The sequence below is a fragment of the Mesorhizobium sp. P2_D1 genome (assembly GCF_056404455.1).
Genome location: NZ_JBFUDZ010000087.1, coordinates 1 through 16,057 on the forward strand (window position 1 = coordinate 1; position 16,057 = coordinate 16,057).

At 63.0% G+C, this 16,057-nt stretch carries 12 protein-coding genes; 7 read left to right on the forward strand and 5 right to left on the reverse strand.

Going from position 1 to position 16,057, the window contains the following annotated elements; genetic code table 11:
• Together AC1D0I_RS31140 and argJ are read right to left on the reverse strand one after the other, a co-directional pair.
• The coding region (locus AC1D0I_RS31140) for a GNAT family N-acetyltransferase (protein ID WP_477399937.1) at nt 1–541 on the reverse strand (541 nt) is incomplete at its 3' end.
• Between the two features lie 29 nt (nt 542–570).
• Nucleotides 571–1,812, reverse strand: a complete 1,242-nt coding sequence (argJ, locus tag AC1D0I_RS31145) for a bifunctional glutamate N-acetyltransferase/amino-acid acetyltransferase ArgJ (RefSeq protein ID WP_477399939.1) — start codon at nt 1,810–1,812, stop codon at nt 571–573.
• Between the two features lie 166 nt (nt 1,813–1,978).
• Between argJ and AC1D0I_RS31150 the strand changes: the two genes are divergently transcribed.
• Nucleotides 1,979–3,208 (forward strand): caspase family protein, encoded by a 1,230-nt coding sequence (locus AC1D0I_RS31150; RefSeq protein ID WP_477399941.1) that lies wholly within the window; start codon nt 1,979–1,981, stop codon nt 3,206–3,208.
• 328 nt (nt 3,209–3,536) lie between these two features.
• A complete protein-coding gene (locus tag AC1D0I_RS31155) occupies nt 3,537–4,136 on the forward strand; it encodes a TetR/AcrR family transcriptional regulator (RefSeq protein WP_477399943.1) in 600 nt (199 codons plus the stop codon).
• A gap of 76 nt (nt 4,137–4,212) precedes the next feature.
• Here AC1D0I_RS31155 and AC1D0I_RS31160 read toward each other — a convergent pair whose 3' ends face one another.
• On the reverse strand, nt 4,213–5,175 hold the full coding sequence (locus AC1D0I_RS31160) for a peptidylprolyl isomerase (protein WP_477399945.1): 963 nt from the start codon (nt 5,173–5,175) through the stop codon (nt 4,213–4,215).
• Between the two features lie 261 nt (nt 5,176–5,436).
• On the opposite strand from AC1D0I_RS31160, the gene secA reads away from it, so the two are divergent.
• A complete protein-coding gene (gene secA, locus AC1D0I_RS31165) occupies nt 5,437–8,169 on the forward strand; it encodes a preprotein translocase subunit SecA (protein WP_477399947.1) in 2,733 nt (910 codons plus the stop codon).
• A 298-nt stretch (nt 8,170–8,467) separates the two neighbouring features.
• Here the strand turns inward: secA and AC1D0I_RS31170 are convergent, their stop codons facing one another.
• Nucleotides 8,468–9,334 carry a KilA-N domain-containing protein gene (locus AC1D0I_RS31170; protein WP_477399949.1) on the reverse strand — a complete coding sequence of 289 codons (867 nt, stop codon included), beginning with the start codon at nt 9,332–9,334 and terminating at the stop codon, nt 8,468–8,470.
• A 563-nt stretch (nt 9,335–9,897) separates the two neighbouring features.
• The gene (locus AC1D0I_RS31175; protein WP_477399951.1) at nt 9,898–10,182 is read right to left on the reverse strand and encodes a hypothetical protein; all 285 of its coding nucleotides are present in this window, start codon (nt 10,180–10,182) and stop codon (nt 9,898–9,900) included.
• Nucleotides 10,183–10,596: 414 nt separating this feature from the next.
• Here AC1D0I_RS31175 and AC1D0I_RS31180 point away from each other — a divergent pair, with 414 nt between their 5' ends.
• The 4 genes from AC1D0I_RS31180 to AC1D0I_RS31195 all read left to right on the forward strand — a co-directional run bounded on the left by AC1D0I_RS31180 (nt 10,597) and on the right by AC1D0I_RS31195 (nt 15,857).
• Nucleotides 10,597–11,997, forward strand: coding sequence for an oligosaccharide flippase family protein (locus tag AC1D0I_RS31180; RefSeq protein WP_095084838.1), 1,401 nt, complete (start codon nt 10,597–10,599; stop codon nt 11,995–11,997).
• Nucleotides 11,997–13,277 carry a GNAT family N-acetyltransferase gene (locus AC1D0I_RS31185; RefSeq protein WP_477228427.1) on the forward strand — a complete coding sequence of 427 codons (1,281 nt, stop codon included), beginning with the start codon at nt 11,997–11,999 and terminating at the stop codon, nt 13,275–13,277. Before AC1D0I_RS31180 ends, AC1D0I_RS31185 begins: the two co-directional genes overlap by 1 nt.
• A gap of 370 nt (nt 13,278–13,647) precedes the next feature.
• Nucleotides 13,648–15,303: an arylsulfatase gene (locus tag AC1D0I_RS31190; RefSeq protein ID WP_477399953.1), complete on the forward strand. Its 1,656-nt coding sequence runs from the start codon at nt 13,648–13,650 to the stop codon at nt 15,301–15,303.
• A 275-nt stretch (nt 15,304–15,578) separates the two neighbouring features.
• A complete protein-coding gene (locus AC1D0I_RS31195; protein ID WP_477399955.1) occupies nt 15,579–15,857 on the forward strand; it encodes a hypothetical protein in 279 nt (92 codons plus the stop codon).
• Nucleotides 15,858–16,057: the final 200 nt, after the last annotated feature.

Sequence of the window (16,057 nt, forward strand, 5' to 3'; positions counted from 1 at the left end):
GGCCGGCAAGATCGCCATCGTGCACGCAGATCAGCGTCGCCAGCGGCTCGGCTCCGTCTTCGAGCGCGAACAGCCCGGCCTCGGGCTGGATGGCGCCGATGATCTCCGATAGGCCGGGTCGCAGCGATACGTCCGAACCGCTGACCTTGAGCGACGCGCCGATGAAGCGGCTGATGTCCTTCAGCGGGATCTGGTCCATGGCGGCATCGAGTTGCGCGTCGGCCAGCGGCAGCCGCATCACCAGCGACTCGTCGAATCGGCTCCAGCCCTCGCGGTCGAGATGACTGGCGAGACTGGGACCCGACAGCGGCGACATGCGGAATGTCAGCGGCCTGCCATAGGCATCGAAACGGCGGCTGGCACGGCCGATGCGGTCGGCGATATGCTGGGTGTCACCGGGATCGAGAGGATTGACCGAATTCAACCGCTTGGCCGGATGGCCGGCGGTCAGCCGCACCACCCAGGTGCCGTCATAGTGGACGGCCGCTGCTGGCCAGGCGCGAAAGCCGGCCGCCTCGTAGCGGCGGACGATCGCGAGCATGCTTGCCGGATGCCTGGAAGCCAAAGCCATCAGCTCCGATAGTCGCCATTGATGGCGACATATTCCTTGGTGAGATCGCAGGTCCACACCGTCGCCTTGCCGCGGCCGATGCCGATGTCGGCGCGGATGCGGATGTCGTCGCGCCTCATATAGGCCGACGTCGCTTCCTCCGAATAGCCGGGGTCGCGCTCGCCCTCATGCGCCAGCCGGTTGTCGCCGAACCAGATCGACAGCCGGTCGCGGTCGGCGGGCTCGCCGGCCTTGCCGACCGCCATGACGACACGGCCCCAATTGGCGTCCTCGCCGGCGACCGCTGTCTTGACCAGCGGCGAATTGGCGATCGACAGCGCGATGCGCTTGGCCGACCGTGCCGATTTTGCGCCGGTGACCGTGACTTCGACCTGCTTGCGGGCGCCCTCGCCGTCGCGCACGACTTGCAGCGCCAGCGATTTCAGCACCTTGCCGAGCGCCCGGCGGAACGCGCCGAGGCGCGCATCCTTGGCGTCGGTTATCTCTGGCGCACCGCGCTTTGCGGCCTTGCCGGTGGCGAAGATCAGCAGCGTGTCGCTGGTCGAGGTGTCGCTGTCGACGGTGACCGCGTTGAAGGTCTTGGCCGTGCCGCGCGACAACAGGTCCTGCAGGACGGGTGCGGCGATCGGCGCGTCGGTGGCGATGAAGGACAGCATCGTTGCCATGTCGGGCGCGATCATGCCGGCGCCCTTGGAGATGCCGTTGATGGTGACGTCGGTGTCGCCGAGCTTGACGATTGCGGTCGCGACTTTCGGATAGGTATCCGTGGTCATGATCGCCTTTGCCGCTTCGGTCCACAAATCAGGCTTGCCGTTGCTGACCAGTCCGGCCAACAGATGGCTGAACTTGCCGGTGTCGAGCGGCTCGCCGATGACGCCGGTCGAAGCCAGGAAAACCTCGCTCGCCTTGCAGCCGGCGGCTTTGGCCGCGGCTTCGCCCGTCAGCGCGGTGGACTCGCGGCCCTTCTTGCCGGTGAAGGCGTTGGCGTTGCCGGAATTGACGACCAGCACCCGCGCCTTGCCGGCGCCGAGATTCTGCCGGCAGAAATCGACCGGCGCCGAGGGACACTTCGATTTCGTGAACACGCCGGCGACCGCGGTGCCTTCATCGAACACCATGGTCAACAGGTCCGTGCGGTTCTTGTATTTTATCCCCGCCTCGGCGGTGGCGATGCGCACCCCCTCGATGGCCGGCATCTTGGGGTATTTCTTCGGCGCAAGCGGCGAAATCGTCGTGGACATGGGGACCTCGGGCGGGAAAATCGCAAGGGAAGGCCGGTTTGCCCGATACGACGCGCGGGCGCAAGGGCGTTTTCGCTTGTCGCCAGGGGCGGAAACCCAATCGGAATTAAGCCTGCATTTCAAATCCGTTGGCTTCGCGAGGGCCGATGACGTTATGATCTTCCCCATGGGCAGGCTTGCGATCCTCGCATGGGCGTTTCTAGGACTTTTGCTGCTGAGCGCCGATGCTCAGCCGCAGCGGCGCGTGGCGCTGGTCATCGGCAATGGCACCTATGCCGAAGCCGGCACGCTGGCCAATCCGGTCAATGACGCGCTCGACATCGCCGACAAGCTGCGCTCCATCGGCTTTGAGGTCATTGAAGGCAATGATCTCGGCAAGCGCGAGCTGGAACGCAGCATCGGCGCGTTCTCCGATGCGCTCGAAGGCGCCGGCGTCGGGCTTTTCTACTATGCCGGCCACGGCTTGCAGGTCGAGGGGCGCAATTACATCGTGCCGGTCGACGCCAGGCTCGACATGCCGGTCAAGCTGCAGCTCGAGGCCGTGCCGATCGACGAGGTTCTCGACATCATGGAACAGCAGACCAAGGTCAGCCTGGTGTTTCTCGATGCCTGCCGCAACAACCCGTTTGCCCGCAGCCTGAGCCGCACCGCCACCACCCGCTCGGCGACGGCGCTGGCCGGGCTGGCGCAGTTCGATTCGACGCGCGGCTCGTTCATCGCCTTCTCGACAGCACCTGGCGCGGTCGCCATGGACGGAAGCGGGCGAAACTCGCCCTTCGCCGAAGCCTTGCTGCGGCACATCGCCGAGCCCGGCCAGAGCATCAACGACATGATGATCGCGGTGCGCCGCGACGTGGTTTCGCAGACGCGCGAGGCACAGCGCCCCTGGGAACAAGGCTCGCTGCTCGAGCGCTTCGAATTCGTCCCGGACGGACAACCCGCCCAGCCGCAGAAGCCGGCCGCGGCTCCGGCACCCCCGACAGAAGTTGCAGCACTTGAACGATCCGTCGGTGACGACAAGGGCTCGATCGAGAAATTCGTGCGCCGCGACTATCTGGCGCCGGACACCAAGGCGATGAGCGAGACCGTCAAGCGGCTCTACGGCCCCTCCGCCACAATTTTCGGCACGCGCTACGATGCCGACGCCATCGCCAGGGTCAAGGCCGACTGGTTCGCGCAGTGGGCCTCCTGGTCGCTTGGCCTGGAGCCCGGCAGCCTGGAGGTCACCCCGCATGGCGAGGATCGCGCCGAGGCCGTCTTTGCGATGCGCTACGACTATCTGCCGAAGGACAAGTCGGCGGCGCGCCTGACCGGCAAGGCACGCGTCACGCTTGGCCTGGTCAAGGCAGACAGCGGCTGGCGCATCGAGTCCGAGACATCGCAAGCGATGCAGTAGACATCGGCTGGCGGCCAATCCAGCGGTGTCGGCAGCCCTTGCGCCGGTCGCGTTTCATGTAGATAGGAATTTTTTCCTTGACCAGTGAGGGCAACTATGCTACATATTTGTGGATGGTGCTGATTTGCGCCAGTGACCCGCCGCCCAGGCGGGTTTTTGCTTTTGATGCTCCGTCAACCAACACGCGGCGAAGGCTTCTATGGAACCCGTTAACCCGGGATCGTTGCCCCTGCCGCCGCCGCTGCCTCCAGCAGCTTGAAAACGCGGCGTTTCGTTTGATCGCCGGGTCGCGTATATTGCCGGCGAAATTATTGCGAGGACGACAGAAATGGGCGTAGACGTCGATCCGGCGCGCAAATCGATCGGCGCGCGGCGCAACCCAGACAGCGCCGATGCCATTCTCGAAGCCGCCGAGGCCGTGCTGGTCGAGGCCGGTTATGCCGGTTTCTCGATCGAGGCGGTGGCGCGGCGGGCTCGCGCCGGCAAGCCCACCATCTACCGCTGGTGGCCGAGCAAGGCCGCATTGCTGCTCGAAGTCTACCAGCGCCAGAAGCGCGTCGATGTTCCCGATACCGGGCGGCTGGAGGAGGATCTCGTCGGCTTCCTGAAAAACCTGTTCGCCCACTGGCGCGAGACATCGTCTGGCAGCGTGTTCCGGTCGCTGATCGCCGAGGCGCAGTCGGATGACGCGGCGTCCGCGGCACTTGCCGGCTACGCACTGGGCCGAACGTCGCATACCGGCCAGATAATCGAACGCGCCAAGACGAGGGGCGAAATCGGCGTCGACATCGATTCAGCGTTGGTCGCCGACCTGATCGCCTCTTTCGCCTGGAAGCATCTGTTGACCAACCGGCTCGACGAGGACGAAGCCACGATCCGCAAGACGGTCAGCTACGTGATGCGAGGCATAGCAGCGCCTGGAAAGTGAAAATCGGCCGGCGCAGTCAAACAAAAAGGGCCGCGGCAACCCTTGGCTGCCGCGGCCCTTTCAAAAAACTTCGGGCTTACTTGGCGCTTTCCAGCGTATCGACCGCCTTCTTCAGCTTCTCATCGGGGATCTCGACCTTGGCGCCGCCGCGCAGCGACTTGACCAGCGCAAAATACTTGTCGCGGATGACCGCCTGCCTGGCCTGATCCTTGACGTCGTCGAATGCCRGCGGCTGCTTGGTGCGCTTGTCCTCGAGCTTGATGACATGCCAGCCGAACTGCGACTGCACCGGCTGCTCAGTGTATTTGCCGACCTGGAGCGCGAAAGCCGCCTTGTCGAACTCCGGCACCATTTGGCCAGGTCCGAACCAGCCGAGGTCGCCACCACTGGTCTTGCCCGACGGATCGCTGGTGTGCTCGTTGGCGAGCTTCTGGAAGTCGGCGCCGCCGTCGAGCTGCTTGATGATGGCCTCGGCCTCTTCCTTCGTCTTCACGAGGATGTGACGGGCATGCACCTCGTTGGTGGGCGGTGTGTTGGCGATTTCCTGGTCGTAGCGAGCGCGAACCTCGGCGTCGGTGACCTTGTCGACGACGCCCTTCTCGACCATCTCGCCATGCAGCGCACGCTGCTGCAGGAAGGCCATGCGGCGCTGGAAGTCAGGATCCTTGTCGAGGCCGGTGGTGACCGCCTGGGCGGCCATGACGCGGATTTCGATGGCCGCCGAGAGGGCCGCGGCGCGGCGCTGCTCGGGCGGCAGCTGGGCGAACTGCTGCGACAGCTCGCCTTCGGCAAGCACCAGGTCGGCTTCGGTCAAGGGCTGGCCGTTGATCGTGGCGATCACGGTGTTCGGATCGACCGGTGCCGCGGCAGGTGCTGCCGCATCCGCCGGGGCAGGTGCTGCCGCATCCGCCGGGGCAGGTGCTGCTGCATCCGCTGGAGCGGGAGCGGTCTGCGCCATCAGCGGCGACAACGAAAGGGCCGACAAGCCGAAGGCCAGGCCAAGGCTGGCAAGCGACGCGCGGCGGAACAACAAGGACATAAGATGACTCCGGTAAGGGATTATGAGGGCGGAAGGTTTCCAGATCAGCCGGATTGTGGCGGAATTTGGCGCGACCGGCAGGGCCAGCGCGGCGTTGACATCAGTTGAGCCCCCTCTTATCTGTCCAACGACTTTGCGTCCAGAACCGTTTTCCGGGCGCTTTTTGTGTTTGCCCGTATTCAAGCGGTGCGTTCACGTGGATTTGATGGGGCCAGCCGGCGTCCGTCTCAAGATTGAGAATTCTATCGAAAGGACCATTGGATGGTCAGTCTCGGCGGTCTCGCCCGTAAGGTTTTCGGTTCCTCCAACGACCGCCGGGTCAAATCGACCCGGCCCCGTGTCGAGGCGATCAACGCCATGGAAAACGAGATGCGGGCACTCTCCGACGAGGAGCTGGTCGGCCGCACCGCGAAATTCCGCCAGGACATCGCCAACGGTGCCACGCTCGATGACCTTTTGGTTCCCGCCTTTGCCACCGCCCGCGAGGCGGCGCGCCGCGTGCTCGGCATGCGCCCCTTCGACGTCCAGCTGATCGGCGGCATGGTGCTGCACAATGGCGGCATTGCCGAGATGCGCACCGGCGAGGGCAAGACCCTGGTCGCGACGCTGCCGGTCTACCTCAACGCGCTCGCCGGCAACGGCGTCCACGTCGTCACCGTCAACGACTATCTCGCCAGCCGCGACTCCGAATGGATGGGTCGCGTCTACAAGTTCCTCGGCCTCTCGGTCGGCGTCATCGTCCATGGCCTGTCCGACGAGGAGCGCCGCGTCGCCTATGCCGCCGACGTCACCTACGCCACCAACAACGAGCTCGGCTTCGACTATCTGCGCGACAACATGAAATACGAGCGCGCCCAGATGGTGCAGCGCGGTCACAATTACGCGATCGTCGACGAAGTCGACTCGATCCTGGTCGACGAGGCGCGCACGCCGCTGATCATTTCCGGCCCGCTCGAGGACCGCTCGGAAATGTACAACACCATCGACACCTTCATCATCCAGCTGCAGCCGCAGGATTATGAGATCGACGAGAAGCAGAAGACCTCGATCTTCACCGAGGAAGGCACCGAGAAGCTGGAAAACCTGCTGCGCGATGCCGGCCTGCTCAAGGGCGAGTCGCTCTACGACGTCGAGAACGTCGCCATCGTCCACCATGTCAACAATGCGCTGAAGGCGCACCGGCTGTTCCAGAAGGACAAGGACTATATCGTCCGCAACGACGAAATCGTCATCATCGACGAGTTCACCGGCCGCATGATGCCGGGCCGCCGCTATTCGGAAGGCCTGCACCAGGCGCTCGAAGCCAAGGAGCATGTGACGATCCAGCCGGAGAACCAGACGCTCGCCTCCGTCACCTTCCAGAACTACTTCCGCCTCTACAAGAAGCTTTCCGGCATGACCGGCACGGCGCTGACCGAGGCCGAGGAGTTCGGCAACATCTACAATCTCGACGTCACCGAGATCCCGACCAACCTGCCGGTCGTCCGCAAGGACGAGGACGACGAGGTCTACCGGACGGTCGAGGAGAAGTACAAGGCGATCGTCAAGGAGATCCGCGAAGCCAGCGCCAAGGGCCAGCCGACGCTGGTCGGCACCACCTCGATCGAAAAGTCCGAGCAGCTGGCCGAGCGCCTGCGCAAGGAAGGCTTCAAGGATTTCGAGGTGCTGAACGCCCGCCACCACGAGCGCGAAGCGGCGATCGTCGCCCAGGCCGGCAAGCCGGGCGCCATCACCATCGCCACCAACATGGCCGGYCGCGGCACCGACATCAAGCTCGGCGGCAATGCCGAGATGCGCATTGCCGATGAGCTGGGCGACATGCCGGCCGGACCCGAGCGCGAGGCGCGGGAAAAGGAAATCAATGACGACGTCGAGCGCCTGAAGGAAAAGGCGCTGGCCGCCGGCGGCCTCTACGTGCTCGCCACCGAACGCCACGAATCGCGCCGCATCGACAACCAGCTCAGAGGCCGCTCCGGCCGCCAGGGCGATCCCGGCCGCTCGAAATTCTTCCTGTCGCTGCAGGATGATCTGATGCGCATCTTCGGTTCCGAGCGCATGGACGGCATGCTGCAGAAGCTCGGCCTCAAGGAAGACGAGGCGATCATCCATCCCTGGATCAACAAGGCGCTGGAAAAGGCGCAGAAGAAGGTCGAGGCGCGCAACTTCGACATCCGCAAGAACCTGCTGAAATACGACGACGTCTCCAACGACCAGCGCAAGGTGGTGTTCGAGCAGCGCATCGAACTGATGGACGGCGAAGGCCTCTCGGAAACGATTGGCGAGATGCGCGAGGGCGTCATCGACGAGATCGTCGCCAAGGCCATTCCCGAAAACGCCTATGCCGAGCAGTGGGACGTTGCCGGGCTGAAGGCCGAGGTCGCCGAATTCCTCAATCTCGACCTGCCGGTCGAGGACTGGGCCAAGGAAGAGGGCATCGCCGAGGACGATATCCGCGAGCGCATCGCGCAGGCCGCCGACGCCGCCGCCAAGGAGCGCTCCGAGCGCTTCGGCCCCGAGGTGATGAACTATGTCGAGCGCTCGGTGGTGCTGCAGACGCTCGACCATCTGTGGCGCGAGCACATCGTCAATCTCGACCATCTGCGTTCGGTCGTCGGCTTCCGTGGCTACGCCCAGCGCGATCCGCTGCAGGAGTACAAGGGCGAGGCATTCGAGCTGTTCCAGGCGATGCTGGGCAATCTGCGCCAGGCCGTCACCGCGCAGCTGATGCGCGTCGAACTGGTGCGCCAGGCCGCCGAAGCACCGCCGCCCGAGGCGCCCGACATGTTCGGCATGCATATCGACGGCACCACCGGGGAGAATGATTTCGACGGCGGCGAGACCGCCCTCCTGGTCCGTCCGGAGACGACCGCGATTGTCGCTCCCGAGAACCGCGACCCGAACAACCAGGCGACCTGGGGCAAGGTCGGCCGCAACGAAGCCTGCCCCTGCGGCTCCGGCAAGAAGTACAAGCACTGCCACGGCGCATACGCGTAAGCACGCCCTCTTCCCTTCTCCCCGTCTCTATACGGGGAGAAGGTGGCCCGCAGGGCCGGATGAGGGGCGGCGCTGACGCTTGCGATTGTCACATGTCACTCGCTGGGAGCGATGGCATGCCGGGCGTCGCGTCGTCCGCGGATGGTTTCTTCGACATCCGCCAATCCGCGCAAATCTGCGAAAGCTTGCGGCCCGCGATCTCGAAACCGACGAGTCAGAGGAGAACTTTGACCGCGTGTTGAAGAACGTGGCGAAGGGGCCGCCGCCCAGGAAGAATCGAAGGCGGCGGCGAAATAGGCTATTTCCTGGCAACGATCTTCTTCTGGCGGCTATCCCTGTCGGTCTCAATGGCCTTCGTGATCGACTTAGAAGCCGCCGTCGTCGCGTCTCTGCACTCAACGAAGCCATCTGCCCGCTGATGCTCGATGCGTTCGCTGGCGAGCGCCTCTGAGGCCATGGTGTACGCCAACTCGCTCAAAGACATATTGTCCCGGATATTCTCTTTGGCGGCCAAGCCCCGTTGGGTTCTCAGCTGCTTGGCGGTAGCCCCAAAAAGCGCCTTGTAGGTCTCATTGGTGCAGATAGCGTATTCGATGGGCTCGGTTACCCCGTGCTCATCGAGCATTTGCGTGTAACGTTTCCGAACGGCCTTTCCGACTTGCCGGTGCAAATCTCTGTCGTCATTGGCCGGCCGGCGCGAGATGATCTCAGGGATGAGCGTCTCGTCGCCGCGCTGATAGCGAAGAAAGACATCGCGGATTTCAACGGCCAAATCGGGAGACAAATAGGCCGCATATGCGAGGGCGATGTTTTCGTGAGCCCACGTGCCGCCGCCGCTACCGCGCTTTGTATAGTAGACGGATTTGATTTCGTCCTTATCCCAATTACGGGATTTGCCCGTATTTCGGCGTAGGACGGCCTCAACCTCGCGCGCTGCGTTGGGCAGTCGTAGCCAGTCGTGCGGATGTTGGTTCTTAGAAAACCCAGCGGCGATGTGAATGTCGTTGAGGCAAACAAGACCCACGTCATCGACGCGGATACGGGTCTTTTTGAAGAGTATCACTTTCATTTCCGGCATATCGACATAAGCCTTTCTTGATGTCGTTATGCGGCGGATGAAGAAATCGCTTGACTTGGGGTGGGAGGGTCCCCATTTGACAGTCAAGTGATCACTTCTCCACCGCAAAGGTGGTGTCTTAAGGCCCGACAGATGTTAGCGCGTCTGCCGGGCCGCTCATTTTTACCGTTAAGAAAACTGGTAAACAGACAGTATTTAAGCGCGTGTCAGGAGTCTTCAAGACCAACGCGCAATTTTTTTGCGCGTTTCACTCTGATAGTGAAATAATCGACTCAAAAAGTCGAATGTGCACTAACGATATTCTGCACCGCACAAAAATTGAGCCCCCAAGATGTCAGTGGCTCGCACGCGTCGGTTTCACATGCAAACGGGGCACAAACGGGGCTGAGGAAACACTCCCAGCGTTAGAGGCCGACCATTCCCTACGGCTGGGTAGCGCCTTCAGCTACGAGCTTCGATGTCGGCGCGTAGCTTCTGAAGGGTGACCCGATCATGGATAGTTTAGGCTAGACTCGAAGGCATACATAAACAGGGTCAAAACAGCCGTTGTCGAAAACCACGGTATCCGCCAACCGAAGTGTGATGACACTACGTCCAAAACTGCGGCGATTCCCAACGAAGTCCCATCACTTTCTTGGAGCCGGTTCGCGCTAGCGGATTAGTTCGTCCACAACAGCTACCGCAACTCGCTTGAAGTCATCGGACTTGTCGCTCGACTTCACCAGAAATCGGAAGATCACGGCCACCTCTTCGGGCTCCATATCCAGCTGCAGGACGTACTCTGTTGCTGGCGTATGTTGACTGGGCGCTCTGTCACCCTTGGCGTGGACCACGACGGCACCAGATTTGCTCTTCTCTGGCTTGGAAAGCTTAAGCTCGCCCTTCGCAGTCCGGCCTTCATCGCTGGTCCGCGATGACTTCAGATCTATCCACATTCGACACCCTCCCGTTTCGAGGGACCGTAGCGCAAATGGGCTAACTAGGCCAAATGTGTCTGTCAAATATACAATCGCCTCCCGCCGGCCGGGGGCGCGTTGCCTACGGCAACTCCCCGGCGTTCACTCGCCTTTCGCCATGCCACCGGCGTGAAGAATGCGCGTGCTGCGTCCCCTATGGCCTCCCGGCCCTTCGCTATGGCTCCCTGCCCTTCGGGCGTTCATCCCTTCAAAAGGTCCACCAAACCTTTTGATCCGCCCGAAGGCGGACCGGGTCTTCACCGTTCGTCGCTCGAAAAGCCAAATCGTTGGCTTTTCGTCCGCTGCGCGGACCACTCCTCACCCAACCGTTTCTTAATGTGTCCTTGCTACACCGACGCCTGAAAAAGAGGCGGAAAACGGAGAGTAATCGGGGTGCGCTTTTCCGCGGCCACGACAGCCGGGCGGTTCTTGCCGCAGCGTTTGGCGCTGCGCATCGGGCCGTTGCTTGGCCGCATCGACGCCGTGCTGTTCACCGCCGACGAACGCGGCGAGGCCGGCCGCATGTCGGTCATCGCTTTCTCCATCCGCATCATCAGCGCCGTCATCGCCTTCGTCAGCCAGGTGCTGATGGCGCGCTGGATGGGCTCGTTCGAATACGGCATCTTCGTCCTCGTCTGGGTGACGATGGTCATCGTCGGCAACCTCGCCTGCCTCGGCTTCCACACCTCGGTCATCCGCTTCATCCCCGAATACCGCGAGCGCGGCATGCTGGCCGAACTGCGTGGCATCGTGCTGGCCAGCCGGCTGTTCGTCCTGATCGCCTCCACGCTCATCGCCGGGCTCGGCGCGCTCGGCGTCTGGCTGGCCGCGCCATGGATCGAGAACTACTACGTGGTGCCGTTCATCCTCGGCGTCATCTGCCTGCCGATGATCGCCATGTCCGATTTGCTGCAAGGCCTGGCGCGCGCCAATTCATGGGCGCTGTTCGCGCTGTCGCCGACCTATCTGGTGCGCCCGGTGCTGATCCTACTGTTCATGGCGCTGATGCTGGCCGCCGGCTATGCGCCCGACGCCAGGACCGCCATCTTCGCTTCGATCGCCGCCACCTATGTCACCACGCTCGGTCAGCTCATCGGCGTTACCCAGCGCATGGAAAGGCGGATTCCGGCCGGGCCGATGAAGGTCCATTTCGCGCAATGGTTCCTCGTGTCGCTGCCGATCTTCCTGGTTGAAAGCTTCTTTTTCCTGCTCACCAACGCCGACGTGCTGATGGTCGGCGCCTATATGGATCCCAACGACGTCGCCGTCTATTTCGCCACTGTCAAGACACTGGCGCTGGTGCATTTCGTCTATTTCGCCGTCAAGGCCGGCGTTGCCCAGCGCTATGCGCAGTTCACCCATGGCGAGCCGCAAAAGCTCGCCGCCTTCGCCCGCGAGACCGTATCGTGGACGTTCTGGCCCTCGCTGCTGATGGCGATGCTGGTGCTGGCGCTGGGTGAGCCGATGCTGGTGCTGTTCGGCCCTGAATTCAGCAGTGGCTATCCGCTGCTGTTCCTGCTCGTTTTCGGCGTCGTGGCGCGGGCCGCCGTCGGTCCGTGCGAAAGCCTGCTGACAATGAGCGGCAACCAGAACATCTGCGCTGCCGTCTATGCCATGACGCTGGCCTTCAACATCGGCCTCAACGTGATGCTGATCCCGCATTTCGGCCTGTGGGGCGCGGCCATGGCCACCGCTTTTGCCATGATCTTCGAAGCCTGTGCGCTGTCCTTCACCGTATGGCGCAAGCTCGGCATTGTCATGCTTATCTTCGTGCCTGCGAAAGGAGCCGCGTGATGGCCGCCATCCCGTTGCTTGAGGAAACCAGCGGCGGCACGGCCGGCGCCATGGTGTCCGGCCTCGCCGGGCTGACCCGCGACCCCGACCCCGCCCATATCGAGATCCTCGCCAACAACCGGCCGGAGCGCAAACTCGCCATCTACCCGGCATCGGCCGGCTTCGACCTGGTCGAGGAACTGGATTACCTCTGCACCCGCACGGTCGAGCCGAACGTCTTCTTCAACCCGCGTTTCCTGGCGCCGGCCATGCCCCGGCTTGAGGATCGCGAGGTGCGGCTGGCGGTGATCCGCGACGGTGACGAATACCGCAACCGGCTGCGCCTTCTGGTGCCGTTCTCGGTGGAGCGACCGGGGATGCCGCTCGGCGTTCCGGTCATGCGTACATGGTCAAGCCCGTTCGGTCCGCTCGGCACGCCGCTGGTCGACCGTGACGACCCGGTCGGCGTCGTCGAGGATTTCTTCTCGATGCTGTCACGCCCGCACCTGAAGCTGCCGAAAGTCTTCGTCCTGCCCGATATCCGGCTCGACGGCCCGGTGGCGAGCCTGTTTGCCACCGTAGCCGAGACGCGCGGCCTGATGCTGGTCACCACCGGCCAGACCCAGCGCCCCGCGCTGGAGAGCCAAGCCGACGGCGACGAGTATCTGAAGGCCTCACTGCGCGCGCATCATTTTCGCGAGTTCCGCCGGCTGAAGCGGCGCCTCGGCGACCTCGGCAAACTGGAGCATGTCGTGGCGCGCGGCCCCGATGAGATCCGCCACGCCATCGAAAGCTTCCTGACGCTGGAAGCGGCCGGCTGGAAAGGCCGCGAACGCACCGCCATGGCGATCGACCGCTACCGCGCCGCCTTCGCCCGCGAGGCCGTGCACCGGCTGGCCGAACAGGACATGTGCCGCATCCATTCGCTGACGCTGGACGGCCGCACCATTGCCTGCCTGATCGTGTATGTCGAAGCCGGCGTCGCCTACACCTGGAAGACGGCTTACGACGAGACGCTGGCCGCCTATTCGCCGGGCACATTGCTGATGATCGAGGTGACCAGGCAGCATCTCGACGATCCCAACATCATGATGACCGACTCCTGCGCCATGCCCGACCATCCGGTGATGAGCCGGCTATGGACCGAGCGCAAGCCGATGGGCACGCTGGTGATCGGCCTGACGCCGGACGCCGACCGCCTCACCCGCCAGGCCGCCTCGCAACTGCACCTCTACCGCGAGACCCGCAACATGGCCCGCCTGCTGCGTATCCGGATGAAGAGCCTGCTGGGACGGCGGTAGACCAGAGCTTGGTGGTAACCGGTGCCCAGGCTTCCCAGGTGGCCAGGCGCCTGGAATAGGTCTGTTCGGCAATGGTCCCCCTGGCAACAGGCGCAGCGGCCGCTCCGGCTCATCCACGACCGCCGGGATCGCCCGTGCGGTCGCCGAGGGATCACCCAGTTTCTGGCCTTCATCCTGTCGCGCCGCCGGGCATATTCGGGCATCGGCACGGCCGGGTTGGCCGAAGAGCCACGCCAATCAAGGGCGTACCTTGCTTACGCCGCGAGATGTAACAGTAACGTACTTACCTCGCGTCATCGCCAGTCGCAGGGTGACATGATGTCGGGCCGCTAAAGACTGGCTTGGGTAGGCGTGCCCAAGGGAGCGAGCAATGGCCAAACAGCAGCAAGAACACGAAATCGATAGCAGTACCCTCAGCCGACGCAGCGTCCTGCTTGGAGGCACCGCACTTGCGGCGGCAGCCGCCACCCTCACATCGCGGCCGTCGATCCAGCCCGCGCAGGCGGCGGGTGGCAAACCGAACATCCTCGTCATCTTTGGCGACGATATCGGCTTTTGGAACATCAGCGCCTACAACAGAGGCATGATGGGCTACCGCACGCCCAACATCGACCGCATCGCCAAAGAGGGCGCAATCTTTACCGACCTCTACGCCCAGCAGTCCTGCACCGCAGGACGCGCGGCGTTCATCACCGGGCAGAGTTGCTTCCGCACCGGCTTGCTCAAAGTCGGTCTGCCGGCCGCCCCGGAAGGACTGTCCGGGAAGGACCCGACGCTCGCCGAGTTGCTCAAGCCGCAGGGCTACGCCACCGGCCAGTTCGGCAAGAACCACGTCGGCGACCGCAACGAGTTCTTGCCCACCGTCCACGGCTTCGACGAGTTCTTCGGCAATCTCTACCACCTCAATGCCGAGGAAGAGCCGGAGAATGTGGACTATCCGAAATCGCCAGAGTTCCGCGCGAAATTCGGCCCGCGCGGCGTGCTCAAATGCACCGCCACCGACACGGATGATCCCACCGAAGATCCCCGCTTCGGCCGGGTCGGCAAGCAGAAAATCGAGGACACAGGCCCGCTCACCAAAAAGCGCATGGAAACGGTCGATGAGGAATTCCTGGGCGCGGCCAAGGACTTCATCGATCGGCAGCACAAGGCCGGTAAGCCATTCTTCTGCTGGTTCAACACGACCCGCATGCATATTAACACCCATCTCAAGCCCGACTCGGAAGGCAAGACCGGCTTGGGACTGGAGGCTGACGGCATGGTCGAACTCGACGGCTATATCGGCCAGATTCTCAAGCAGCTGGACGATCTAGGTATTGCCGACAACACCATCGTGCTGTGGACCACCGACAACGGCGCCGAAGTTTTTTCATGGCCCGATGGCGGCACGACGCCGTTCCATGGCGAGAAAAACACCAGTTGGGAGGGCGGCTACCGCGTTCCCGGCATGATCCGCTGGCCGGGGGTCGTCAAGCCTGGCACAGAGATCAATGACATCGTCTCGCACGAGGATTGGGTTCCGACGCTGGTAGCGGCAGCCGGCGAGCCGGACGTCAAGGAGAAGCTCCTGACCGGTTACGAGGCTGCGGGCAAGACCTTCAAGGTCCACCTCGACGGTTACGACCAGCACGATCTGCTGGCCGGTACCGGCCCCGACCCTCGCAAGGAGTTCTTCTACTGGACCGACGACGGAAACCTCGCCGCCTTGCGCTATGACCGTTGGAAGATCCTTTTCCTGGAGCAACGGGCGGAGGGCTTCGACGTGTGGCAGGAACCGTTCGTAGCCTTGCGGGTGCCCAAGATCTTCGACCTGCGAGCCGATCCGTTTGAACGCGCCCAGCATGAAGGGGCCGAATATATCAGGTGGCGCTTCGATCGGACGTATCTGCTCATGCCGGCGCAGGCCTTCGTAGGCCAGTACATTCAAAGCTTTGTCGCGTTCCCGCCGCGGCAGAAGCCGGGCAGCTTCTCGCTTGACCAGGTGCTGGCAAAACTCCAGGAAGCCGGCGGCGCTGGCAAGAACTGAAGCCAGCTGACGAAACCACTCAGCGGGGCCGCGCCGGTTCAACCGGCGTAGGCTCCGTTCGCGATCCTCTCCCCGATATGATGATGCCGTCGCATATTCCGCGCCACGTCCCGCTTCGGAGGTAAGGCAACGTGTGGTCGCCAACGGCTTTCTACCGCCAATAGGCGTAATTGCGCAGTTGCTAATATACCCATAAATTAATCAGTGCGGCAGTAACAAACCCACCGGAGTGGCCGGTACGCTGCATGACTTTGGCAATTGGCATTGGAGATCTGGTGGGGGTCACGGCCACTGTGCGCAGGCGGATTGACGATGAGCGCGTCAGCGTGTCGGTCCCGAACTATGATTGCCCGCAATCGATCCGAAGCTATGATTTTGCGCATTCGATCCGCACCAAGGTGCAGCGGGGAGATCAGATCGAGCTTGTTGGCGAGGTCACCCGGATCGATGGCGAGACGGTGACAATCGACCTGGGACCGCTGGTGACGGTCGAAATCGATATGGTCAGGCTCATCGAGAGATACCGGCCAAAGCAGCGCAGGACGCCACTCTGAGGCCCTTTCTTTCTACGGATTCCTCAATCGATCCGCAACGCCAGCATCGTGATGCACGATGGACCCGATTCTGCTTCGACCTCGTACGCACGGTTATGGGTTTGAGCTATCCTTCGCCAAAGCGTTGAAAAGCAACGTGCACGCCACCAGCGATACGAGCCCGCCTAACAGGTCGTCCCCTGTCAGGCCGAAAAGATAGA

Coding starts and splice junctions, on each gene's coding strand:
- argJ (WP_477399939.1), bottom strand. CDS start 1,812: ATGTCCACGACGATTTCGCCGCTTGCGCCGAAGAAATACCCCAAGATG.
- AC1D0I_RS31150 (WP_477399941.1), top strand. CDS start 1,979: ATGGGCAGGCTTGCGATCCTCGCATGGGCGTTTCTAGGACTTTTGCTG.
- AC1D0I_RS31155 (WP_477399943.1), top strand. CDS start 3,537: ATGGGCGTAGACGTCGATCCGGCGCGCAAATCGATCGGCGCGCGGCGC.
- AC1D0I_RS31175 (WP_477399951.1), bottom strand. CDS start 10,182: ATGTGGATAGATCTGAAGTCATCGCGGACCAGCGATGAAGGCCGGACT.
- AC1D0I_RS31185 (WP_477228427.1), top strand. CDS start 11,997: ATGGCCGCCATCCCGTTGCTTGAGGAAACCAGCGGCGGCACGGCCGGC.
- AC1D0I_RS31190 (WP_477399953.1), top strand. CDS start 13,648: ATGGCCAAACAGCAGCAAGAACACGAAATCGATAGCAGTACCCTCAGC.